Origin of the sequence: Tepidiforma thermophila (assembly GCF_002563855.1) — a bacterium.
Lineage (GTDB): Bacteria > Chloroflexota > Dehalococcoidia > Tepidiformales > Tepidiformaceae > Tepidiforma > Tepidiforma thermophila.
In genome coordinates, this window is the sequence record NZ_PDJQ01000001.1 from 267,141 (window position 1) to 290,398 (window position 23,258).

Sequence of the window (23,258 nt, forward strand, 5' to 3'; positions counted from 1 at the left end):
AGGCGGACAGGGGGGGCGTGCTCCCTCCATGGCCCCTCAATGAAGCCACCATCTGTTGATGGTGGAAACGCGGGGGCGTGGCGAACCCGGACGAGAAGCTGACCGCCCTCAATGAAGCCACCATCTGTTGATGGTGGAAACGTGGATCAGGCGGACAGGGGGGGCGTGCTCCCTCCATGGCCCCTCAATGAAGCCACCATCTGTTGATGGTGGAAACTCTGCCGCCAAACCGCCTACGGCCGAGACGGCGGTTTTCCCTCAATGAAGCCACCATCTGTTGATGGTGGAAACGACTGAGGATCTGCATCTGCCGGTGCTGCAGGTCGACCCTCAATGAAGCCACCATCTGTTGATGGTGGAAACCAGCGGTTGAGCGGCACACGGCTCACTAGACCGACGGCGGCCCTCAATGAAGCCACCATCTGTTGATGGTGGAAACTGGATGGCCCCCTCGCCTGCCAGCGACTGGCAGATGCGCCCTCAATGAAGCCACCATCTGTTGATGGTGGAAACCGCCGCGAGAGCCTGGGTTGCCGGGAGAACCATTACCCTCAATGAAGCCACCATCTGTTGATGGTGGAAACCCGAAATTTGCTACGGCGGGTTACTACGGCGGGTTGATCCCTCAATGAAGCCACCATCTGTTGATGGTGGAAACGGCGCGGCGTGCGGTATCTGTTCTTTGCTGCCGCCCCTCAATGAAGCCACCATCTGTTGATGGTGGAAACATTTTGATGCCGCCGCGCTTAGAGACCTTGCTCTTCTTGCCCTCAATGAAGCCACCATCTGTTGATGGTGGAAACTGCTGTGTTCCCGGGGGACACGATTGAGATCGATGCCCCTCAATGAAGCCACCATCTGTTGATGGTGGAAACTCGACGTCTTTCTCGCCAGGATGGAGCTGCTCGCCGACCCTCAATGAAGCCACCATCTGTTGATGGTGGAAACCGCGGGCAGGGCCGCCCGCCAGACCAACGAGCTCGCCGTCCCCTCAATGAAGCCACCATCTGTTGATGGTGGAAACGCGAGCCGAGATGCGAAAGCCGCGATAATTGGTTGGCGCCCTCAATGAAGCCACCATCTGTTGATGGTGGAAACGTGACCTTTGCCTTAGGCACCGGTGAACCCTCCGATCCCCTCAATGAAGCCACCATCTGTTGATGGTGGAAACCACTCCGTGCTTCCTGATGGGAGGATCGTCGTGATGAACCCTCAATGAAGCCACCATCTGTTGATGGTGGAAACCCGACAGGCTGGCCCGGCACCTGCGCTCGCTCGGGTACCCTCAATGAAGCCACCATCTGTTGATGGTGGAAACGAGCACGACGGCATGTGCGGCCGCCATTTCTGGAGGGCCCTCAATGAAGCCACCATCTGTTGATGGTGGAAACTCGCTGGAACCGAGTATTAGCCACCCGATTTCTCCCCCTCAATGAAGCCACCATCTGTTGATGGTGGAAACGCTGGTCCCATGAAGCCCTGCAACGGGCCTCTCCCGAATTGGGAATGGACCGGAAGAAAGGGCTCGGCCGGGGGTGTTTCGAGCGCCCCTGGCTGATGCGGAGTCTCCGGGACCCGCCGGGCGCCTCCCGGGAGGATACCACGCCGCGGGAGGCGGCTGTCCAGATTCGATGTTGGTGCCTGTTAAGGTCCGCAGCCCGTTCGAGCGGTTCGAGTCTACCGGGTTCGTCAAGCTGGCGCTCGAAGGTGGCCGGGTGTGCGGCTGGCGGGAGCTTAGTAGATTGCGGGGCCCTGCTGGGGGAGGTTTGGCGGGCGGCCGAGAATTTCGGGGACGACGGCGCGGCTGCTGGTGGGGACGCCGAGGTCGAAGATGGCGACGCTGTCGTCGTCGCGGTCGATGAGTTCGAGGAGTTTGCGGCGGAGTTTTATGAGTTCGGGACGAGTGAGGTCGCAGAGGTAGACGGAGTCCTGGAGGCGGCTGCCCCAGCCGAGCATTTCGCGGTAGACGTCGCGGAGGCGGCGGTCATCGGCGATGTCGTAGGCGACGAGATACCGTCGGCGTTCCATGGGCGTGTGCTCAGCGTGTTTCGAATCCGTGGTATGCGGGGAGTTCGCCGAGGAGGACTGCTGCGAGGAAGCGGGGCTGGAGGTCGAGGAGGCGCCGGTAGCTGAGGCGGTAGCGGAAGCGGGGGTGGGTGATTTCCTGTTCGAGCCTGCGTTCGTAGATGCGGAGGAAGGTGCGGCGGCCGTCGTCGGTGAGGGTGTAGCCGGCGCCGATGCGACGGAAGTGGGCGGAGGTGATTTCGCCGTTGTTGAGGGCGGTGATGACGATGGAGTCGGCGATGAGGGGCCGGAATTCTTCGGCGAGGTCAAGTGCGAGGGCGGGCCGGCCGAATTTGGGCCGGTGGTAGAAGCCCCAGTAGGGGTCGAAGCCGATGAGCTGGGCCTGGACGGCCAGGTCTTTGGTGAGGAGGGTGTAGGCGAAGGAGAGGAGGGCGTTGACGGGGTCGCGCGGGGGGCGGCGGTTGCGTCCGCGGAAGAGGTCGCCGGGGGTGAAGGGGAGGTCGCGGCGGAGCATGGCGGGGAAGGCGTTGAAGTAGAGGCGGGCGGCGTAGCCTTCGATGCCGCGGAGGGCGTCGCTATTGGGGGCGAGGCGTGCGCGGGCGACGGCATCGGCGAGGAGTTCGAGGGTACGGTTGATTTCCCAGCGGCTGTTGCGGCGGAGGAGGGTGCGCTGGTTGCGGATCTTGGCGATGACGAAGGCGCGGGCGAGCTCGAGGGCTTCGGCTTCGGTGAGGGTGAACTGGCGGCGCCGGAGCTGGATGTTTTTGCCCATGAGGCCGCTGGTGAGGCCGAGGAAGCGCCCGCCGCGGGTGAGCCAGGCGATGGGGGTTTCCTGTGCGAGGAGGGCGTGGAGGGCGCTGGTGGAGATGGTGACGGTGCCGAAGGCGGCGACGTGGCTGATGTCGATGGGGCGGATGCGGGTGGTTTCGCCGTCTTTGGTGGTGACGGTGAAGTGGTTGCCGTCTTTTCGGAGCTGGGTGCCGTAGCCGAGGAGGTAGAGGGGCCGGGCGGGGGGTTCGCGGGTGATGAGGGTGCGGGGGCGGGCGGCTCTGCGGTGGAGGAGGAGGTTGAGTTCGTCGGGCAGGCAGTAGCTGACGAGGGCACAGGCGGGGCACTTGGGGCTATCGACGAGGGGCGGTGGCGCGGCGGGCTGGCCGGCGGTTTCGCGGGCCTGTGCGATGACGGCGCGGGTGCGTGCTTCGAGGTCGGGGGTGATGGGGACGGTGACGCGTTCGTTGGTCTCGGCGAAGTAGATGACGCCTTCGCGGCACTGGTAGCCGGCTTCGCGGAGGAGGAGGGCCTGGATGGCGAGCTGGACCTGTTCGGGTTCCCAGACGCGGGCGGGGGTGGGCGCGGGGCGGCCGCGTTTGTAGTCGACGGGGCGGGCGGCATCGTCGAGGAATTCGACGAGGTCGATTTTGGCGGTGACGCCGAGGGTTTCGGAGCTGAGTTCGAGGGCGCGGGCGATCTGGCGGACGCCGGGGCCGGGCTCGGGGGCGGTGCCGGCGGGGGTATCGACGCGGCGATGGAGGTCGGAGCCTTCGGCGGTGTCGTCGTTATCGGCCCAGAGGCCGCGGACCCATTCGAGGTAGAAGAGGCGCGGGCAGTAGACGAATTCGTTGACCATGCGCGCGGGGAGGAGGGGCGCGGGGTCGGGTTCGGGGACGGGGTCGACGTCGGCCGGGGCGGCGGCCGTGGGGTTTTCGAGGCTACTCACATAAATATGTTCGGCCTGTTAAGACCGATGGACAGCGGGGCGGTGCGCGGGCCAGAGGAGGATGGCGGGGCCGAGGGGGCCGTCGCCCTGGGTGCGGGTGCGGCGGGAGGAGCCGTAGACGCCGGTGATGCCGAGGGCGCGGAGGCGTGCACCGCCGGCGATGCGGGGCGTTCCGCCGGGCGGGGCCAGGACGGCGAGGTCGGGATGGTTGAGGAGGACGCGGACCGCGGGCGGGTCGAGCGGGGGGCGCCAGACGGGCCAGACGAGGGAGCGGCGCGTGGCGCCGGGGTAGAGCTGGACTTCCTGCCAGCCTGCGGTGCGGATACGGCCGTCATCGGCGAGGGGGAAGAAGCGGAAGGCCATGACGGCGAGCCAGGTGGGGGAGGGGGCACCGGCGTTGCTGGGGACGCCGGCGGTACTGACGGGGGCTTCGCGGATGGCGCGGGCATCGAGGTTGGCGCCGGTATAGCCGTCGAGGCGCACCCAGCCGAGGAGGGCGTCCCCTGGCATGCCGGGCGTGGTGGCGACGTACCGGCAGGCCTGGTCGTAGTAGGAGTCGCGGAATTTCATTTGGCCGAACGGGGCGTTGAAGGGGGTCAGGCGCACGCGGCCATCGGGGCCGTCTTTATCGAGCGCACCGGGGGCCAGGAGGGCGGCGACCCAGCGGGCGAACCAGGGGTTGCCGGATTCCCACTGGCGGGCGGCTTCTTCGCAGGTGGCGCGAGCTGCTTCACGGGACATGCGCATGGGGTCGGCGCCTTTGGCGGTGTCTGCGGGGTGCCGGTTGCGGTAGGGGAATTCGGGCGGGCAGCCGGGGATGGCGGCGTCTGCCTCGAGAAGGCGCCGGGCGACGGCGCGGAGGTCATCGGCGAGGTCGCTGGTGCCGGCGTAGGCGTCGGTGACGAAGACGGCGTAGGGTGCGGTGCCGCCTTCCCAGCGGAGGCGGAGGGGCTTGATTTCGCCCTGTTCGGAGAGGGCGAGGACGCCGAGGGCGGCGAGGAAGCCGAGGGGATCGTTGCCGCGGAGGGCGGGGGCATGGATGTCAGGCATGGGGCGCTCCGGCTGGCAGCGGGCTGGCGGAACGGGGCGGCACCTCGCCGGGCCGGGCTTCGGCGCCGCGGGCGGCGAGTTCGGAGTCCTTCATATCGGCGAGGCGGACGATGGTTTCGAGGAGGGCGAGGCCCCACCAGCCGTAGCGCTGGTTGAGCTGTTCGAAGCGGGCGGGGTGTTCCCAGTCGACCTGGTAGCGCTCGCCGGGGACGGTTAGGGCGGCACCCTCGATTTCGAGGCTGGTGGGAGGCGCGTTTGCGTCGTCGATGGGCGGGAGGAGGGGGCGGCCTCGGCCGTGGTGGGCGACGACGAGGTGGTGGACGAGGTCGAGGTCGACGCCGTCGAAGAGGTCGGGGCGGGCCTGGGCGAGGGCGCGGACGAGGCGGGCGGAGACGGCTTCGTGGCGGAACCCCTGGGGGAGGCCGGCGAGGCGGTGGGCGTTGCGGGCGACGGGGTCGCGGGGGTCGCGGCCGGACTTGGCGCGGGGGGTGCCGGCAAGGGCGGCCAGGGCATCGCCGTCGTAGAGGGCGGCCTGGAAGCGCGGTTCGGCTTTGCCGATGTCGTGGAAGCGGCCGGCGAGTTCGACGGCGCGGACAAGGTCCGGCGCGAGGCCGAGGCGCTCCGCGAAGTCGCGGGCGAGGCCGCCGACGCGGGTGCAGTGGTCGATGAGGGGCACGGGTTCGGAGGCTGAGAGCGATGTGGAGAGGGCGTCGTCGTCGGAGCGGTCGGCGCTGGTTGCGACATTGGCGTGCTCGACGAGGCGGACGACGGGTTTGTCGGCTTCGGCGACGCGCCACTGGCCGGTCTCCGGGTCGCGTGCCGGGAGGAAGGCCTCCCAGCTTTTGTTGCGGATGCCCTCGGCGGCGTCGCGGTAGAGGTCGGCGAGGGGCTCGGGGACGAGGGAGGCGAAGGCCTCGCAGATGGCGGGCACGGTGCTGTCGAGGTCCTCCGGGTCGAGGCGGGCCCAGGCGTCGAGGATGCGGGCTTCGGCCTCCGGATCGGTGGCGTGGGAGAGGGCGATGGACGGCGCGAGGCGAAGGGAGCGCCGGCGGCGGGAGGGGGCGAGGTCGGCGACATCGGGCACTGGCCGGGGGGCGGCGGAGTCGTTGCGGCGGCCGTTCCATCCCCAGCGGTCGTGCCCGCCTTCGAGGCTGTCGACGACGATGGTGGCGTTTGGCTGGATCTCCTCGGGATATTTGAGGGGGGCGGGCGGTTCGTCGGGCCCGGCGTAGATGACAGCGCGGGCGACCTGGCCGTTCGCCTGGGGCTCGCTCCCGGCCTGCTCGGCGGCGGATTCGATATCGGCATCGATGGACTCGGATGGTTTGCCGGCGAGGAAGGCGCGCGCCTCGGCGAGGGGGACGGCGACGGTCTCCCAGTCGCTGAGGGGGGCGAGATCGAGCCAGCCCGCCCACTCTCCAGGTTCGAGACCCTGGGGGAAGGCCCGCCATGCGATGTAGACCTGCGGGGCACCGCCGCGCTGGAATCCGTGGAGGAAGGGAGCGACGGGCTGGTCGACGGCAGGCAGGGGCGAGGTTTGGGCCCAGCGCTCAACGTGGGCGCCCAGGAGGACCGGTATGAACGGGGGTTCGATTTCGACGCCTGGGGGCGCCGCCTGCCTGAGCTGGAGGACTCCGCGGTATGAGAAATCCACGTTTTCGCCGGGGGAGACCTGCTCGAGGAGGTCGCGGGTCGACCTGGTAGCCGGGCCGTACACCGGGTCGTCGTCGTGGGTCTGCGGGCAGTAGATGACGGCGGAGGTTGCGGCGTGGGGTTCGCCCATGCGTCGGACCCGGCCGAAGCGCTGGATGAGAGATGCGAGCGGGGCGCACTCGGTCACGATCGCGTCGAAGTCGAGGTCGGCGCCGACTTCGACCGTTTGGGTCGCGACAAGGTTGAGCGCGTCAGCGGGGGCCGGTGTCCCGCTGCCGAACCGGGAGAGGACATCGGGAACCAGCTGTTCCCGCTCGAATTCGCGGACGCGGCCGGTGAGGAGCCAGTTCGTGCCCGGGCGATGCTTCTCGAGGTGCTCGAAGGCTGACCGGGCGGCCTGCACGGTGTTGCAGAGCACGGCGTATCGGCCGGGCAGTTTGGAAAGGCTCGCCAGGCGTTCGGCGAGCTGGGCACCGAGGTTTCGGTAGCGCTCGATGCCTTTGCCGCGGACATCGACCGACTCAAGACGGGCAGGTTTGGGGACGGACAGGCGTCGCCGCGCCACTTCGGCGGCCGCTGAACCTGCGGCCGTTTCGGTTTCCAGGGTCGCGGTTAGGCGGAGACCGCCGGCAAGAGCGGTGCGGGCTGTAGCGCTCATGAGGGTGAGCTTGAGGTGGGGAAGGCTGGCTTCGGCGGCGGCTCGCTGGAGCCGGCGGACCCGGTCGAGCGTTTCGGCCAGCGGCTCGGCGATGTGGGCTTCGTCGACGACGACCCAGGCGTCGAGCCCGCAGAGCGCGGCGTTGATCGGCGCCATGGACGGGGTGACGCCGTACCCGCGGAAGAGCAGCCGGGAGCCGAACTGGTCGACGGTGCTGACGACGACGGCGGGCTGGTGCGGGCGGTCGAGCCAGCGGGCATCCCAGGTGACGCCGCCGCGCATGCGGACGGCCTCGAGGGGCCGGGCATCGGCGCCGGCCAGGCCCTGCAGGGCGGCGGCGACGCGGGCAGCGACCGGGCCGGCCGGTGCGGCGGGGTCGAGCCGCTCGACGAGCCGGCGGGCGAGCTCGTAGGTGCTATCGACGATGACGCGGCGGTCAACGACGTAGACCAGTCGCAGCGGCAGCCGTCGCTCCGCTCTGCCTTCCAGTTCGGCGGCGAGTGCGAAGGCCCAGGCGATGATGACCGAGGTCTTGCCGAGGCCGGTGGGGACATCGACCAGGGCTGGAGGGTTCCCGGTGCAGAGCTGCTCGGCGAGCCGGACCTGCCAGGGGAATGGCTCCCGGCCGGTCACCTCGCGGAAGAATTCCGGAAAGGCCGCTGGCTCAAGCATCGCGCGGTCCGACCTCACGTGCTGCGGAGGTAGCGGGTGAGGTGACGGGGACGCAGAGGCCAAGGCCGTAATGCCGCATAGACCCGATGACCACCGGGCCCTCGACGGGCGCCGCGAACCGGAGGTAGAGGTGCCGGTACGGGCGGAAGCCTTCTTTGTGGCCCGGGCGGGTGGTTTCCCACGGGGCGAGGTCGAGGGCGCCGGGTACGGTCCCGTCGAACGGCCTGAGTGCGGACTGGAACTCCGTTGGCTCGGGGAAGCCGGAGTTCCGGATGGTCTGCCGGATCAGCTCAGGAATCTCGGTGCGATCTTTCACAAAGCGGTCAAGCACGGCGGGATATGCTGTCACCCAGGTATCGGACGGCCGACTCCATCGCCAGGCCTGGAGCGCAAGCGGGGCACGACGTTGTTCGAGCGGCGTCAGCCGGCGCAACGAGAACTGGCCGAGGGAGGGTGAGGAGAGGCCGCGTTCGGCGGTTGCGCCGAGCGCCCACCAGAGGTCGCGGAGGTCGGCCGGCTCGAGTTCCGGGACGGCGACAGCCAGGCCGATGATGTGGCCATCAGCGTGGCGGTGGCCGACGAAGGGCAGGGCAAGGAAGGCGCACCGGGGGGCGTCGCCCGGGCCGTGCCCGTGCACGGCAGGGAGCGGCCGGGGGAGATTCGCCATGACCGCCTTGCGGAGCAGGTCGGTGAACTCCACGGCGTGCCGACCGTCGCGCTGGGGCCCCTCCAGGGCGAAGATGACCAGCTCGCGGTACGGCCCGCGGATGGTGGGAACATGTGACTGGCGGACGAGCGGCCGGTAGTCGACGTAGGCGCCGATAGCCCAGGGGTCGCCTGCCTTTCCGGTGACCTTTCGCTCATGTGCGGCCCGCAATGCGGCAAGGGCGCCGTTGAACGGAGTGCGGACCGGATAGGTCGGCAGCCCCGGATCGGCCGTTGCTTCTTCCTGGGAGCTCGAGGGGACGAGGACACCCTCTTCCGGGAGGCTGGATTCGACCACTTCGACGATGACCGGGGATGTTGAGCGCCCGAGGTAGGGGACGCGGCGGCAGAGTGCCGCCAGGACGGCGCGCTCCGATTCCGAGAGCGCGTCATCATCCCAGGCGTACACGATGTCGCGGGAGCGCGGCACGAAACGGGCCCAGCCGCGAGCGCCGTTTTTCCTTCCAGGGAGCGTCGTGGCCGTATCTTTGCCTTCGACTTTGTTGGTCGGGACCCAGGCCTGACGTTCAAATGCCATCTCGGGAGCGTCGGCGAGCGCCGGTGGGTCGGCGACGATGGCGGGCGGCTTAAGCTGCTCGAGCTTTTCGAGCAGGGCGACCTCGGACGGGACGGCATGGTCGGCCACAGCAACGAGCGCTGAGTAGAGGCGCATCCAGGAGGGCGGCCACTCCGGAGCCCCCGGGTCATCGGGCGCCCCACCTTCGAAGGTATCGCCGAGGAGCTGACAGCGAAGAGCGAGCATGCTCAAGCCTCGGCGTCTTCGAGGCCCCGGGCAGTGAGGACGTTACGGATCACCTCGGCGAGTGGCCCCGATGGCGAGAGAACGACGGGCTCGGGCGACCACTGAACGCCGGCAGCGGCGAGGCGCTCGCGGGCGAGGTCGACCAGCTGCAGCGCATCATCCGTTGTGAGCTCCAGCGGCTCGGTCCGGGCGCCGCGCTGGACCCATTCCATGGACTCGCTGCGCAGGACGAGGTCGGAGCCGGAGCGAAGGTGGATGCCGGCGCCGCCGAAGGCGAGCCGGTCGCCGGCGAGGGCGAGTGCTGCAAGCGCAGTCCGACCGGCGCGGTTTATCTCTTCGTCGCGGAAGCGGAGCTGCGCGAGCCCGATAAGCGAGAGGACACCGAGGCGGGAAATGCTGCGGACGGCAACACCACCGATGGATTCATTCGGCGCAGCCGGAATCATGCCGTGGCCGAGTTGATTGAGTTTGTCTTTCTCCTCCTTGCCGGTCTGTTCCTTCTTCTTCTTAGTTTCGGTCTCAAATGGCCTCCATGCTTTCCTGTCCACCACATCTTCGCCTGGCAGATTTAGCGGGTCGCCTTTCGTTGCAGCGCGCTTTCCTCGCATCGGCTCCCAGCCAATCATCTCCGAGGTGTAAGAGCGTGCCAGTTTTAGCGCCAAATCCCTGTTCTTAAGATGGGAATCCCATAATCCGTAAACAAGATCCGTTGGCACGTGGATTAAGAGGGGCGTCAGGTCATCGACGGATGCCTGATCAAGCTCCTTACCCATCGGCGTAACCAAGAAGGGAGTTCCACCGACCACACTGTCCAGGAAGTAGGCGTCGCGGCTGCGGTGCGGGGCGGCCAGGTTCGAGAGTTCAATCGTCACGCCATCGTGGGTGAACCGCATGAGGAGGCGGGGCAGCCCGAGCCGGTCGGCCACGCGGTCGAGGGCGGCTTCGCACCGGTTGGCCTGGGACTGGTAGGAGTCGAGGACGACGACCTCCACGGGGGTGCCTTCGGGCGACCAGCGGCGCTCAAAGTGGTAGCGCGTCCCATTGCTCTCCATGTAGGTCGGAGGGAAGACCTTGGCGCCTGTCCCGGCCTGCGGTTCGTACTCGGCGCGGATGCGGATTGCCGCATCGTCGTTCTGGAGCGTCACCGCCGCTGCGAGCCGTTCGTACAGTGCATCGAGATCCGCCATGTGCACGGCAATCCTTTCGAGACTCCTCAAGACTCCCGGCCGGGCCGGCGGGCCGGCGGGGCCGGTCAGCGGCAGTCTACCCGGCCGGGCCGCGGCCCCGGAAGGCCTTTGCGCAAAGACGACGACAGGTGTCGCGAACGGACGCGAGGGGGAGCTGGAGCAAACGCGGATGCCGGGCGGGGCCGCAGGGCGGAGGCGTGGGGCGCCGGTGCTCAGCCGGGGGTGCTGGATTCGAGGTCGGCGAGCATCTGCTCCATGAGCTCCCGGCCGTAGGGGGTCGGGTCGAAGTGGATGAGGTAGAAGGTCCCGTCGTGCAGGCCGGCGTAGCGGGCGTTGCGCGTAAGCGAGGCGATGGCGAGCGGGCCGCGCCGGGGCAGGGGGACGAACTTCGTGCCGCCCTCCTCGAGCGCCATCCTGAAGTCGTCGTCGGTCTGGGCTGCGTACTGCAGGGCGATGGGGACAAGGTGATCGTCCGGCATAAGGTCGAAGAGCCTGGTCCAGGTGAAGAGGTCGTCGGCGCCGAGCACCTGGCATGCTTTGCAGGTCGTGGGCAGCTGCAGCCGGGCGGACCTGCCGGGCACCCTGCCGAACCAGCGGGCGTACTGGAGTTCGAGCGCGGCGCGGAGGCGGTGGAACCTGCGCCGCGGGCGCTGGTCCAGGCCGACTGCGTAGTGCTGGCCGCACGGCCAGATGAGCACCAGTTCGCCGGTCTCGCAGTGGGTGACGTAGTCGTGCGGCGGATGGTTGCGCGGGAGGTCGGTCTTCTCCCAGGCCCGGCGGAGCGGGCCGGCGCCGGAAATGGGATTCGTCAAACAGCTCCTCCTTTCGTTGTGACGGATCGCGATTCGGTCGGATGCGGGCGCCGGGTTCGCCGCGGCGACCCGGCGGGTCCCCTGGGCTGCGGTGCTTTCTGGCTGGCAGGTCCCTGGCGAAGGCCAGGCCGGCGTTACGGGGACGGCGATTTGGCGGGCAGGCGGCGTACGGGCGCGGGGTTCAGGACGGCGGGTCGGACCGGGGAGCGGGGACGGTGCGAAGGCTCGTGGGGACCTTATTGGCAACCTCCATGGGAGAACAGCTCCGGCGGGGGAGCTTGCGGCGATGCGGGCTGCGACGGGCCGGTCGTGGCGGGTGGACGAGGGGCGGGGTCGGGGCTTTCTCGCGAGCGCTCGCGGGGGCCCGGGCAGGGAGGCAGGGCAGGGGCTCCCGGGTGCAACCGGCGCCGGTGCACAGGCGGGTCTGCGCGGACCGCCTGCCGGCAACCCGGAGGCTGCGAGAGCGAACACGGGACTGCGGGCGGCACCTCCGAAATGAAGGGAATGGAGCGGCAACGGCAGGAGCTACGCGCGTGCGGGGCGGGCTACCGGCGGGTGGACGGCGTTTGGGAGTGTGCGGGCTGCGGGAGCCTGGCGACGGCGGGGGCGGAGACCGCCACACGAGGGACTTTGCGATGCGGCGGAATCGCCGATCGGGTTCCACCCGCGCGCGCCACCGATTACGGGTTTCCGGACGCGCGGCGGAGTTTTTCGGGAAAGACGTCGACCCAGGCCTTTGTGAGCTTTTCGGGTACGACGAGGTAGGTCAGGCTGCTCGGGCGATACCGGTCGACGGGCGTGTACTCGAGCCCGAGCAGGACGCAGCCATCGGGGACAGGCACCGGCTCCTTGAACACGAAGCCGCCCTGGTCCCAGTGGTAATAGAGGAATCGGACCTTGCGGAACGGCTTTCTTGCCTCGAAGAGGGTATACCCGCCCGGAGGGGCGCGAAGTTCGGGTATCGGGTTCCCTCCCGAGCGCACGAAGGCGAACAGGAGCGGCAGGGTGACGGGCACGCTGCAGCCGACATAGGTGGTCGGCACGATGCCCTCGGTGTCGGTGAAGGCGACCGTTGGCGAGTAGACCCCTCCCAGGTGCGGGTCGTCGCGCGGCCACTGGACCGGCCGCCTGATGAGCTCGAGAAAATCAGCGTCCATCGCGTTCTTCCTTCGCCGGGTGGCCCCCGTGGGCTGCAGAGCCCGCACCGAGGGGCCCTGGACCGGGCACTGCTGCAAGAGCTGACTGTCCCGGGCGGTGCCCGAGGCGGGCCGGCGTTACGGGCGGCGGTCGCCCGCGACGCCCTTGACATCCAGGTTTCGAGAAAGGGCGCCGGCGGCCTGCATCCGCTCGACCCAGCGAATGCAGCCCGGGACGGGCTGGGGGAACCAGGGCTCTCCGGGCCGGGTGCCGGGCCGGTTGCGGTACCAGCCGGAGCCCGGTTTGCCGCCAGCCACCAGGACCTCGATGTCGGTGGTACAGGTGCCAGCCGGGTAGTGCAGGGTGAGCGTGTAAACGGCCTGGAAGTCCGGCACGCGGAACCGGATGCCGGCAGCGATGAGCCGATTTTGGTCGTCGACCTCGATGAACGGCTCTGCCGTGTAGCCGACGGTTCCAGATGCTGCCCGTTCGAGGGCGCGAACGGCGAACCAAAGGCCATCTGGAGTGACGTACCCGTGTACCCTTCGTTCGGCGCGCGGGACGAGGCGGGACCGCAGGCGCGCAAGCAGATGGGCGGCGACGTTCACGTGTTGCCTCCTTGACGTCTGCCCCGGGGAGCGGAGATGACGGGCCGCGACGGGAGGTTCGCTGAGCCGGGCGGGCAGCCGCGGCGGGATGTCTGCGCACGAGCCGATAGCATTCTCGCATACGGCCGCGACACCTCCTGTCGTTTGCGCGCAGGGATTGTCGGAGAAAATTCCGCGGGCGGGGAGCCGGGGTTTTGGGGGGCGGTGGGCACACATTTCTGGCCAGCCGAGCAGCGAAGTTGCTACTATCCCGTCCCAGGCTTGCTTTCGAGGCCCCAGAAGGATGAACCCGACGTGTCCGCAGTGCGGAGCCCGCATGGTCGTAAGGACCGCGAGGTCGGGCCCTAGCGCTGGCGCGCAGTTCTGGGGCTGCACGCGCTATCCGGAATGCCGAGGAACCCGCCCGTATGTGGACGAGAGCAACGGGGAGCGCGCGCAGACCCCGGCGTCGTCCCAAATGCGCCCCCGGGAACAGAACAGGCCGTTCGGCGAGGCCGGAGGAGCGCGTCGGGGAGCCACTGATGACAGCCTGCTCGACGAACCCCTGGACGACCAGGACGATGTCGATCCCGAGGACCTTCCACACGAGGTCGAGCTCGAGCCACTTCGTCCGAACCTCCAGGTCCGACTGTTCCAGGCCGTCGGTCTGCCTCGAGAATGGGTCGAACGGATTCACGACGCCAGCGTGCCTCCGCGCCTGCGGCGCGCCGCCGCACAGTGGCGGCTCGACTGGCCGTTGCGGTCTTCGCCTGACACGGTCAGCCGGTTCGCGAGCGTCATCAGCGTGGTGGAGAAGATCCTTACGCGTGGGGCCCTGACAATCGTCGACCCGCAGGTTGAAGAAGCTCTGCCGGTGCCCGACCGAGAGACAATCAGCAGCGAGGACATCAGGAAGACGGTTGAACTTCTTGCGGCCGACCCCACAATTCCACCGTCCTGGCCGCTGCACACGGAGGTGTGGGGCAAGGCGAAGCCCTTCGCGGAATGGTTCGACAACGGGGGCTTCGGGAGGCTCGGCTGGACGCTCGTTCCGGGGATGACGCTGAAGACGACCTTCCAGGAGGCCGGAGAGCGAACAAGCCACCACCTGCCCATCGTGCTTGCGCACCCCTCGGTCGAGCGCCTGACCGCGGTGACGTTGCCCGGCGATGGTTCAGCCGCTGCACCGACGACGTCCGCATGGGCTCAGTGGCGAGAGATGGAGGTATTCCCGCTGCGTCCCGGTACGGACTACCACGGTCCGGACCCGGCTCTCGACCACCTGGCTACGCTCCTGGCAAAGGCGTCCGTGCCCAAGCCCACGCTGCCGGTCGTGCATCTCAGGCTGTCGCGCTTCGCACACCAGGTACAGATTGCGCTCCTCGAGGCATTTCGTGGCGGACTGCTTCCCGACGACGCGCCATGGAAGGTAGCCATTCAGCCACCTGAACGTCTGGTTCGAGAGCTTGAACCGGCAGAGCTGGAGCTGGTGCTCGCGCGAGCGGTGGAAGGTTTCGCGGAGCTGCTGGTGCGGGTCGCCTCACTTCACGGCGTTCCCCTGGGACGACCGGAAGTCAGCACTGCTGTCTTGCCATCTTCACCTGCCGGGCCGGCCCAGGTGCTCATACGCGCCGGATTTTCGGGGCGAGTCCCGGTGCTCACGGGGGCTGCCGAGTTCGTGATTCACGACCTCCCGCTCGGACTCAATGTGGCACCGCCCGTCACGGCCGCACCACCGGTCCGCAGGCAGAATCCGCAGCGCGAAGACGCTGAGTGGATGCTGAACTACGTCTTCCGGAAGCCGTCGTTCTGGGAGGGCCAGTGGGAGACGGTCCGGCGCACCCTGGAGGGGAAGGACACCCTCGTGCTCCTGCCGACCGGTGCCGGTAAGTCCATCGCCTTCCAGCTCGGCGCCATCTGCCTGCCCGGGATGTGCATCGCCGTGGCTCCGATCGTCTCACTCGTCGAGGACCAGCTGGACAACCTCGATCGGGTTGGCATCGACCGAGCCGTTGGCATAACGAGCAACATCAGCGACCGCCAGCAGCGCGAGGCGGCTGTAACGGCGGTCGGCAGGGGCTGGTACCTTTATTGTTATATCGCGCCCGAGCGGTTCCAGATTGCGTCATTCCGGGACGCGCTGCGGCAGGCGACAGCGACTGTGCCGGTGTGCTCGGTTGCCATCGACGAGGCCCACTGCGTTTCGGAGTGGGGGCATGACTTCCGTACGGCCTATCTCAACCTCGGCAGAATCGCCCGCGACTATTGCAAGTACGGAGACTTCGTCCCGCCGCTTATCGGCCTGACAGGAACCGCCAGCTATATCGTGTTGCGTGACGTCCAGCGCCAGCTGGGGATCCTCGACTACGACGCGCTTGTTACTCCGACCAGTTTTGACCGGAGAGAGCTTGCGTTCCACATCATGACCTGCAGGTCAGAAGAGAAGGCCGACAGGTTGATCGGCATTATGAACAGTTTGCCATCAAGGTTTGGACTGGCATCAAATGGATTCTTCCAGCCACGAGGATCCAATACGACGTCGGGTCTTGTTTTTTGTCCGTACATCAACGGGAACTTCGGGATCTTGCGCTTTCAAAAAGAGATCCAAGAGAAGCTGCAGATTCACTCGGACGTTTACGCCGGGGGTCTCTCCAAACGAAAGAAGCGCCTGAGCGCGCACCGTTTCAAGCGGAACGAGGTCCCGTTACTCGTATGCACGAAGGCCTTCGGGATGGGGATCGATAAGCCGAACATCAGATACACCATCCACACCGGGCTCCCTGCGTCGATCGAGTCGTACTACCAGGAGGCAGGGCGCGCCGGGCGAGACCGGCAGCGGGCCCTCTCGTTTATTGTGCTCTCGGATGACCGGCCCCAGGCGAACCGGCAGCTCCTTGACCCGAGCACGGATGTGACCGTACTGGCCCGGCACATCCAGCAGCGACGGTACGACGGCACCGACGATGACGTGACCCGCGCACTCTGGTTCCACGTCCAGGCGTTCCGGGGCAAGGAGCGGGACCTGGAGGTAACAAAGGCCACCCTGGGCTTACTCGGCGAGACCGGACAGGCCCGCGACGTGGTCATTGGCTGGCGCATGCCCCGAGGCCCGGGCGGGCAGGGCCTCATGCAGCAGCCGGGCCGCGGACAGGATGACGATGAAACTCAGAAGGCCATAGAAAAAGCGCTGCATCGCCTGGTGGTCATCGGTGTCGTCGCTGACTATACCGTCGACTACGTGCGGCGGGAGTTTCACGTCAGGCTGGCAGACACGGGCTACGAAGACGTGCGCGAACATCTCCTGGCCTATATTGGTGATTACCAGGCCGGGCTGGTGCCCGCCTATGAGGCACGGGTAAACGCGCTGATGGGCCGTCGCTGGCGCGACTACCTGGTCGACGTATGTTCGCTACTGATCGACTTTATCTACGAGCATATTGAGCGCGCCCGGCGGCGCTCGCTGCGGGAGATGCTCGAGGCAGCGAGCCTGGGCGACGGCGAGCGTCTTCGCGAACGCATTCTGAACTACCTGACGACGACGGAGTACGACGACTTCCTCGTAGGCATCATCCAGTCCACTACGGTGGCTGACGCCATGCAGCATGCTGAAGAGCTCCTCGACGTCGTCGTCTCGCCGAACGATGCGGAGCGCATCCGGGGGGCAGTGGCCCGGTATCTTACGTCCTACCCGGATGTCCCGGTACTGCTGGCATTGCGGGCTGTTACCGAGGGGCTCTCCAGAGACCCGGACCGGGAGGATATTCGCCAGAACCTGACCGCAGCGATGAACTTCGCGAGGGACCGGTACGGCTACACGCCGGACGAACTCGTCGGGCTGGCCGGCCTTGCGATCAGGGCGATGGGTCGGCGGCCCGAGGTGGCACGCGACGCTGCCCTCGATCTCGTCGCGGCCATGCAGGGAGACGTTTCTTTTCTCCGGGGCCTGGCACGGGCAGTGCCTGCCTTTGCTGCCGTGCCGTACGCTATGCTCTCGACGCGCTTGCTGGTTGAGCGCATTGACCGGGTGCTCGGGGTTTGAACGGCATGAGCATTGAAGAAGAGCTATCGAAGTTCGTCAGCCTCGAGCAGGTGGTGGCCGAGGCGGCTGAACGGCTTGAACGGCTTCGGGCGGAGACAGAGCACTATAGCGAGGCCGCAACCGCCCTAACGGACGTCGCCCAGGAGCTTCGCGGTCAGATTGGCACACTCACCGATGTGGTGGTCGCCATCGGCCGTCTTATCGAAGCGCTGAGGGAGGCAGATACGGCGGCGCTCCTCGCGGGCCAGCATGACATCGCACGTCGTGTGGAGCTGCTTGGTGCCGAACTGACCCGGGGAATAGGTGTCTTCGATGAGGCATCGCGTGCAGCCGCCGAGCAGGCATCCAGCCTGGGGCTCGCGCTCGAACGCTACGAGGGCCAGCTCGCCGGGCTCGCGGCAGCTGTCGCAAATGCGAGGAGTGAGACTGTCGCGCGCCTGGACCGGCTGTCCGAGGAGCAGGAGGGGCGCCTCGCGCAAACGCGTGACGCGCTCCAGGCATCAGTGGAGGCGCAGCACCGGCAGCTGGACGCCGGGATCAGACAGGTGGCCGAGCTGGTCCGGCAGGCAAATTCACAGGTTCGCAAGGTCTGGACGACGCTGCTGGCCGGATTGCTCGTGGTCGGGGCGATATCGGCGGGCGCCCTGGTCGGGGTTTTCACCCGGTAGGGCGGGTTCGGGACCAGGGTGCGAAGTGACGCGGGGGCGAGGCCGAGCGGGCAGGTCGGTCGCCTGTCCGGGAATGCTGCGCCTTGAGAAATCGGCAGGAGGATCCCGTGCCGTTTTATGCACGTTCGACCGGACCGAACGGCCAATGGCAGCCGCTTCGCGACCACCTGCTCGCCGTTGGCGAGCTGGCGGCGAGGTTTGCGGCCGAAGCCGGGCTCGATCCTGAGCCTGCTCGCTGGGCCGGACTTCTGCACGACCTGGGGAAATACTCCGAGGAGTTCCAGGAGCACCGGCTGCGACGCCGCGACTGGGTGGTCGAACACGCTGCGCACGGGGCGGCGTGGGCGGTGGAGCACAACAGTGTTGAAGCAGCATTTGCGGTCGCGGGGCACCATTCCGGGCTTCCGAATAAAGCTACGCTCGTCGAACTCCGGCATCGGCCGGAGCGGTGTCCGGTCGATGTGGGAACCGTGATGGAGCGGGCACGACGGTTCGCGGCACTTGCCGAAAGCGAGGGTGTGTTTACGGGTGCTCCGCCGGCGACGCCAGTGCCGTTGTCGTACTCGACAGGGCTGGTAAAAGGCTCCTGCCATGGCCGTGTCAGACACCTCACCGTTCCCTTCGCTGCCGGTACAGCACGACTCTGGCGCCAGCTCAGCAATGTCTGATGCCCCATATGTGCGGTGGATACCTCTTCAATAGCAATTGAGGTATCGACCGTGGCGACCGTGGCTGGGCGCCCAACTGCGATTCCAGATGCAGAGAGGAGCTGCAGCTCGAAGTCATAGCTCGAAGCGGTGCCGTTGCGAAGGTGTCCAGAAACTCACCGACAGCGAATCTCGCATGATTTTGCTGTTTCGCCCTTGCTCGCCTGCTTTGGAGGAGCCTCCCCGGGCGCTGAACGAGCCGCAATTCGACGTCATAAGACGGGGGAACCCTGGCGAGCAGAACTGTGGCCTTCGTCGAAGCCAGGTCGTCAAGGCCGAACCGGAGAGGGGTGTTTTCGCCTGGTGACTCCAAGCCGAGACCAGCCCAGCGCCATTGCGCGACGGCCAGGCGAATTGTCGCCGTCGTCTCCCGGCCGGTCGCGATGTCGCGGACGGTAAACGGGATTTTCCCGTTCCGGTTGCGGTCGTACAGCCGCCACCCGCCCGGAGGCGGTTCGACGAAATCACCTTCTTCGAGGACGCTGATGCCGTCTCTGGTAGTGATGTCGACCGTTGAAACTGCCAGGTTTGGCCCTGCGACACCAGGATGCTCGTCGACCTGGAAGTCCATGTCAGGGAGCAGGTCAAGGATAAATTCCGCGCTGCGGCCGAGCGGCCCATTGACGCGGAGGTGCCACCTGCCAACGTCCCGGCCGGGGATCAGGTCCTCGAGGTGGAGTCGCACCCGACCGCCCACCAGTGACTCGGGCGAGAGTTCGGCAGCCGACAGCCTTCCCTGTTCCATGCCATCGCCGGAACGGACTGAGACTGTCCAGTCAGACAGGTACTCGCCGACGTCACGACTCCCGGGAGGGCCGGGGAGGACGAGTGTGGGGAGTTTCGTCTCAAACGCCAGCGCGGCGTCGCCGTAGGGCTCCAGGCAGGCCGGCAGATCCGGGCAGTCCAGGGTCGGCTCTGCATCCGCGTCGACGAAGAGATCGTATGTTTTGCCCTGGATGGTCAATGCGATGTACGGCACATCGTCGGGAAACTCGTAGGACCTCGCGACGATGGACCGCCATCGTGAGGCCGGCTCGCCAAGGTCCTCGACCGGGGCGATTTCTCCGTCAGGGCCCTTCACGCGCATCCCATCGGGGGCGACGAGGAAGAAGTTCCGGGTGGAAAGGGTCCGGGTCCCGCTGATGGCTTTCAACGATTTCCCATGGAAGAGCAGGAACGGGCGCTCCGGCGATAGTCCCTCAAAGCTGCGAGACGTCAGCAACCCTTTTCAGTAAAGGCGAATAGCCGGATCGACGAGAAGGGCTCTTCGATCAGGAGCTCTTCGTACGGCGCTGACCTCCTCCAGCTTTCCTTCCAGGGCACATCGAACTGCGACCCCCCGGAGAGCTGTACCCTCCAGCGGACTAGCGGGCTGTCGATATAGGGGACTCGAAGCAGCATGCGAACGAATTCCGGGTCGAACACGAGGGAAGGGGCCGTCCATCTCTGACGAACCCTCCTCGGCTACTGTTCGCGTCCCACAATCCATGCTATTACGTGGTCGACGAACCAGGAGGGGAGACCGGTATCTTCGATTCCATAAACAAGATCCATGGTGCGATGGACAACGTTTTCGGCCACGCGCCCGCCATAGACGACGAACCTGTACACCGGAATTGGGATCCCGGCGTGATTTTCGATAAGCCGCTCGCGAATCTCCCAAAAGTCATATCCGTAACGTTGCGGGTCGATAATGCTGGGCCAGATGACGTGCTCCATGAAGGATGGAACCAGCGCCCGCGGAACCATGGCATGGGCGAAAATTGGCGTGACGTAAGGTAATGCACCTTCCTCAACGAGCTGTCGGAACGTTGGCAGATTATTCCGCTCAAGATAATCTGCGAACCACTGACCAAGTTCCGGCTGATTTATCTGGTAGGTTGGTGTATCTAAAAGCGCTCGAACTTTGGGCCAGTATTCATTTCCATCATATCGAAATTTGGCGACATTAACGAGTAACGCTGCCAGGCAGTGCGGGTATTGCCTCTGCACGATATGAGTTGGCAGGCGACGTAGCTGATTGGCGATGTCAGTGAGCTCAGCTTCCTCGAGCGGAACTTCACCGATGAGGGTGTGCCGTGGAATTTCCTGGCTCAGACGCCGTTCGTATTCGGACAGGGTGGCCACGCTACCGGCTCCAGAGTCGACCGCACCGGGGACAGGCCCCGATTGGCACGGCATTATAGCGTGTTGGCTACCGGCTTGCGATAGCGACAGCAATCTGTCGCCAATTGGCGACGGAACGGGCGGGGAAGGTGGTTGCACAGGCGGTTCAGGCTGCGGCGCCATGGCCCCGGGCCCGAAGCGCACGCTGCCAGCCGGTCGCGGCGCCGGAAGTTTTCGGTCCGTGCGGCGACTTGCCCGAAGCGACAGCTGCGATGCTGTGGCCCGCCCCACAGGCCGGCCGGGCGATTGGGCGACGGGGGAGGGACGCTGCGGGGCTGCACGAGGGCGTCCCCGGCCAGGCTGGCTTCCTGCGCCGGCCAGCGCTTCGGGCTGGCCGCGGGAAGGTTCACCGAAGCGGGGCGAAGCGGTAGGATTAGCGAAGGCGAGCCTCGATAGCTCAGCTGGTAGAGCGAGCGATTCGTAATCGCTAGGTCCAGGGTTCGAATCCCTGTCGAGGCTCCAGTTCCCCTGTGTGCTGCGCGCGCGGGCGCCAATGGCAGGGTGCGAATTTTGACCCGATTTCGGCCTCGCGTTGAGTGTTCGCGGCGAGCACCGGCCCGACGTTCTCGAACGCCTCCCACGACGTGAACCCCGGCTCTTGACCTCGCGTACCGCGGCCACTCCGCGAATTCGAACGCCCGCGCAGCGCCGCAATTCTTCACCCCGGAACCGGGCCGCGCCTTTGCGCGCCTCACGGGCAACGGAAGCAGCGCGGCAGCGATGGGCGGCCGGCAATTCGGGATTCGCTTGACCCGCGCGGGCTGCGCCCGCTACGCTCGATGGTGCAAGGGGGAGTAACCGGCACCCTACCCCGGGTGCATCTGCGGGCCGTCACCACGCGCTTCGGCGCCGGCCGCGGAGGCGAGGTTCCGCCGGGTGAGACCCTGGCACATCCTGAACGAGGGATGCGGCCAGGGTTTTTTGCTGGCCGCGAAAGGGTTCCGTGTCCGACCTGCTCCCGTGGCTCATCTTCGGCGGCATCGTTGCGGGGATGCTCGCGCTCGACCTCGGCGTCTTTCATCGCGAGGCGCATGCGGTCTCCCGGCGCGAGGCGCTCGCCTGGAGCGTCGCATGGATTGCGCTGGCGCTCGCGTTCAACGCCGGCGTGTTCTTCCTCCGCGGCAGCGATGCGGGGGTGGAGTGGCTAACGGGCTACCTGGTCGAAAAGTCGCTCAGCGTCGACAACGTCTTCGTCTTCCTGCTGATCTTCGGGGCGTTCGCGGTGCCGCCGGCGTACCAGCATCGTGTGCTCTTCTGGGGGATTCTCGGGGCAGTGGTAATGCGGGGGGTGTTGATTGCAGCGGCCGGGTTCCTCATCCACACGCTCCACTTCGTGATTTACGTGTTCGGCGCGTTCCTCATCTTCACGGGGCTCAAGTTCCTGAAGGACCAGGAGCACGCACCGGACCTCGAAACGAACCGGTTTGTGCGACTGACGCGCCGGCTCTTTCCCGTGACGGCCCGGTACGAGGGGCAGCGGTTCTTCCTCCGGCGGGAGGGTGTGCTCTACGCGACGCCGCTCTTCCTGGTGCTGGTGCTGGTGGAGAGCACGGACCTGGTGTTCGCGGTGGACAGCATCCCGGCGGTGTACGCCGTGACGGGCGACCCGTTCATCGTGTTTACGTCGAACATCTTCGCGATCCTTGGGCTGCGGGCGCTCTACTTCGTGCTGGCCGGCTACCTCGGCGGCCTGCGGTTCCTGAAGCCGGCGCTGGCGGCCATCCTCGTGTTTGTCGGGACGAAGATGCTGCTGGTCGATGTGTACAAGGTGCCGTCGCTGGCAAGCCTGGCGGTGATCGCCGGGCTGCTTGCGGCGGCGCTGCTCGCCTCGTGGCGGTGGCCGAAACCGGCGCCCGCCGAAGTCCACCAACCGGCGGCGAACCGTTGACCCGCCGCTTCCGCCTGTTCGGCTACGATCGTGAGGTGTCAGCGACGGCACCGAACGCGGGCATATCACCGCCCGGGCAGCGACCCGGGGACAGGAAGGACAAGGGAGGAACCCCATGTTGAAGCGGCTAGCCGCGATCTTCCAGGCCAAGGCGAATAAGGCCCTGGACCGGCTCGAGGACCCGCGCGAGATGCTGGACCTGAGCTACGAGAAGCAGGTCGAGATGCTTCGCGACGTGAAGCGGGGCATCGTCGAGGTGACCGCCGCGCGGCGCCGGCTGGAGCTGCAGGCGGAGGAGCTCCGGGCGAAGCTGCCGACCTTCGATGCGCAGGCCATGCAGGCGCTGAAGAACGGACGCGAAGACCTGGCGCGCATTGCGCTGGAGCGGAAGGCTTCGACACAGGCGCAGATTGAGAGCTTTGAGGCGCAGGTGGCGAACCTGCGGGCGGAACAGGAGCAGCTGGTCCAGGCGGAGCAGCGGCTCCAGGCGAAGGTTGAGGCGTTCCGCACCCGGAAAGAAGTCCTGAAGGCGCAGTACACGGCAGCGAAGGCGACGGTGCGGATCGGCGAGGCCGTGACGGGCCTCTCGGAGGAGATGACGGACGTGGGCTATGCCATCCAGCGGGCGGAGGACCGGACCGCGCAGCTGAAGAGCCGCGGCCAGGCGATCCAGGAGCTGCTGGAGAGCGGGGTGCTGGAGGATTCGCTCGGCGGGACGACGGGGATCGACCGGGAGCTGGAGGCGCTGGGCCGGCAGGCGAGCATCGATGCGGAGCTGGAGCGGCTGCGGGCCGCGATGGCCGCGGGGAAGGCGAACCGATGAT

16 protein-coding genes, 1 tRNA gene, 1 pseudogene and 1 CRISPR repeat array (1 of these 19 only partly in view) are annotated in these 23,258 nt (G+C 66.9%); of the genes and pseudogenes, 7 read left to right on the top strand and 11 right to left on the bottom strand.

Going from position 1 to position 23,258, the window contains the following annotated elements:
- Positions 1–1,462: direct repeats of the CRISPR family, unit length 36 nt; unit sequence CCCTCAATGAAGCCACCATCTGTTGATGGTGGAAAC (it extends 5,342 nt beyond the left edge of the window).
- Between the two features lie 272 nt (positions 1,463–1,734).
- From cas2 to A9A59_RS01370, 9 genes are all read right to left on the bottom strand, one after another.
- The gene (cas2, locus tag A9A59_RS01335) at positions 1,735–2,028 is read right to left on the bottom strand and encodes a CRISPR-associated endonuclease Cas2 (protein ID WP_098502562.1); all 294 of its coding nucleotides are present in this window, start codon (positions 2,026–2,028) and stop codon (positions 1,735–1,737) included.
- A 10-nt stretch (positions 2,029–2,038) separates the two neighbouring features.
- Positions 2,039–3,742, bottom strand: a complete 1,704-nt coding sequence (cas4g/cas1g, locus tag A9A59_RS01340) for a CRISPR-associated endonuclease Cas4g/Cas1g (RefSeq protein ID WP_278286749.1) — start codon at positions 3,740–3,742, stop codon at positions 2,039–2,041.
- A gap of 18 nt (positions 3,743–3,760) precedes the next feature.
- Positions 3,761–4,792, bottom strand: a complete 1,032-nt coding sequence (locus tag A9A59_RS01345) for a type I-G CRISPR-associated protein, Cas3-extension family (RefSeq protein ID WP_098502563.1) — start codon at positions 4,790–4,792, stop codon at positions 3,761–3,763.
- Positions 4,785–7,775 carry a type I-G CRISPR-associated helicase/endonuclease Cas3g gene (cas3g, locus tag A9A59_RS01350; RefSeq protein WP_098502564.1) on the bottom strand — a complete coding sequence of 997 codons (2,991 nt, stop codon included), beginning with the start codon at positions 7,773–7,775 and terminating at the stop codon, positions 4,785–4,787. Before cas3g ends, A9A59_RS01345 begins: the two co-directional genes overlap by 8 nt.
- The gene (csb2, locus tag A9A59_RS01355) at positions 7,768–9,243 is read right to left on the bottom strand and encodes a type I-G CRISPR-associated protein Csb2 (protein WP_098502565.1); all 1,476 of its coding nucleotides are present in this window, start codon (positions 9,241–9,243) and stop codon (positions 7,768–7,770) included. Before csb2 ends, cas3g begins: the two co-directional genes overlap by 8 nt.
- Positions 9,244–9,245: 2 nt before the next feature.
- Complete coding sequence (cas7g, locus tag A9A59_RS01360; RefSeq protein ID WP_165772420.1) at positions 9,246–10,430, bottom strand: type I-G CRISPR-associated RAMP protein Csb1/Cas7g; 1,185 nt, start codon at positions 10,428–10,430, stop codon at positions 9,246–9,248.
- 212 nt (positions 10,431–10,642) lie between these two features.
- Entirely contained in the window at positions 10,643–11,242 is a 600-nt protein-coding gene (locus A9A59_RS13905) for a hypothetical protein (protein ID WP_165772421.1), read from the bottom strand.
- 680 nt (positions 11,243–11,922) lie between these two features.
- Positions 11,923–12,399: a hypothetical protein gene (locus A9A59_RS01365; RefSeq protein ID WP_098502567.1), complete on the bottom strand. Its 477-nt coding sequence runs from the start codon at positions 12,397–12,399 to the stop codon at positions 11,923–11,925.
- Between the two features lie 117 nt (positions 12,400–12,516).
- Positions 12,517–12,987, bottom strand: a complete 471-nt coding sequence (locus tag A9A59_RS01370) for a hypothetical protein (RefSeq protein ID WP_098502568.1) — start codon at positions 12,985–12,987, stop codon at positions 12,517–12,519.
- Between the two features lie 283 nt (positions 12,988–13,270).
- Between A9A59_RS01370 and A9A59_RS14405 the strand changes: the two are divergent.
- The 4 genes and pseudogenes from A9A59_RS14405 to A9A59_RS01385 form a co-directional block, all read left to right on the top strand.
- Positions 13,271–13,381 (top strand): annotated as a pseudogene (locus A9A59_RS14405) (topoisomerase DNA-binding C4 zinc finger domain-containing protein); the annotation flags it as partial.
- Positions 13,382–13,396: 15 nt separating this feature from the next.
- A complete protein-coding gene (locus A9A59_RS01375; protein WP_181950244.1) occupies positions 13,397–17,005 on the top strand; it encodes a RecQ family ATP-dependent DNA helicase in 3,609 nt (1,202 codons plus the stop codon).
- A gap of 5 nt (positions 17,006–17,010) precedes the next feature.
- Positions 17,011–17,673 (top strand): hypothetical protein, encoded by a 663-nt coding sequence (locus tag A9A59_RS01380; RefSeq protein WP_098502570.1) that lies wholly within the window; start codon positions 17,011–17,013, stop codon positions 17,671–17,673.
- Between the two features lie 107 nt (positions 17,674–17,780).
- Positions 17,781–18,341, top strand: a complete 561-nt coding sequence (locus tag A9A59_RS01385) for a CRISPR-associated endonuclease Cas3'' (RefSeq protein WP_098502571.1) — start codon at positions 17,781–17,783, stop codon at positions 18,339–18,341.
- Here A9A59_RS01385 and A9A59_RS01390 read toward each other — a convergent pair.
- The gene (locus A9A59_RS01390; RefSeq protein ID WP_133117465.1) at positions 18,328–19,533 is read right to left on the bottom strand and encodes a hypothetical protein; all 1,206 of its coding nucleotides are present in this window, start codon (positions 19,531–19,533) and stop codon (positions 18,328–18,330) included. The genes A9A59_RS01385 and A9A59_RS01390 overlap by 14 nt on opposite strands.
- Before the next feature lie 311 nt (positions 19,534–19,844).
- Positions 19,845–20,507, bottom strand: coding sequence for a hypothetical protein (locus tag A9A59_RS13615; protein ID WP_133117466.1), 663 nt, complete (start codon positions 20,505–20,507; stop codon positions 19,845–19,847).
- Positions 20,508–20,932: 425 nt separating this feature from the next.
- Between A9A59_RS13615 and A9A59_RS01405 the strand changes: the two genes are divergently transcribed.
- The 3 genes from A9A59_RS01405 to A9A59_RS01415 all read left to right on the top strand — a co-directional run bounded on the left by A9A59_RS01405 (position 20,933) and on the right by A9A59_RS01415 (position 23,257).
- Positions 20,933–21,008: transfer RNA gene (locus A9A59_RS01405), tRNA-Thr, on the top strand.
- A 481-nt stretch (positions 21,009–21,489) separates the two neighbouring features.
- Positions 21,490–22,434 (top strand): TerC family protein, encoded by a 945-nt coding sequence (locus tag A9A59_RS01410; RefSeq protein WP_278286750.1) that lies wholly within the window; start codon positions 21,490–21,492, stop codon positions 22,432–22,434.
- A gap of 115 nt (positions 22,435–22,549) precedes the next feature.
- On the top strand, positions 22,550–23,257 hold the full coding sequence (locus A9A59_RS01415) for a PspA/IM30 family protein (protein ID WP_098502575.1): 708 nt from the start codon (positions 22,550–22,552) through the stop codon (positions 23,255–23,257).
- Position 23,258 lies beyond the last annotated feature (1 nt).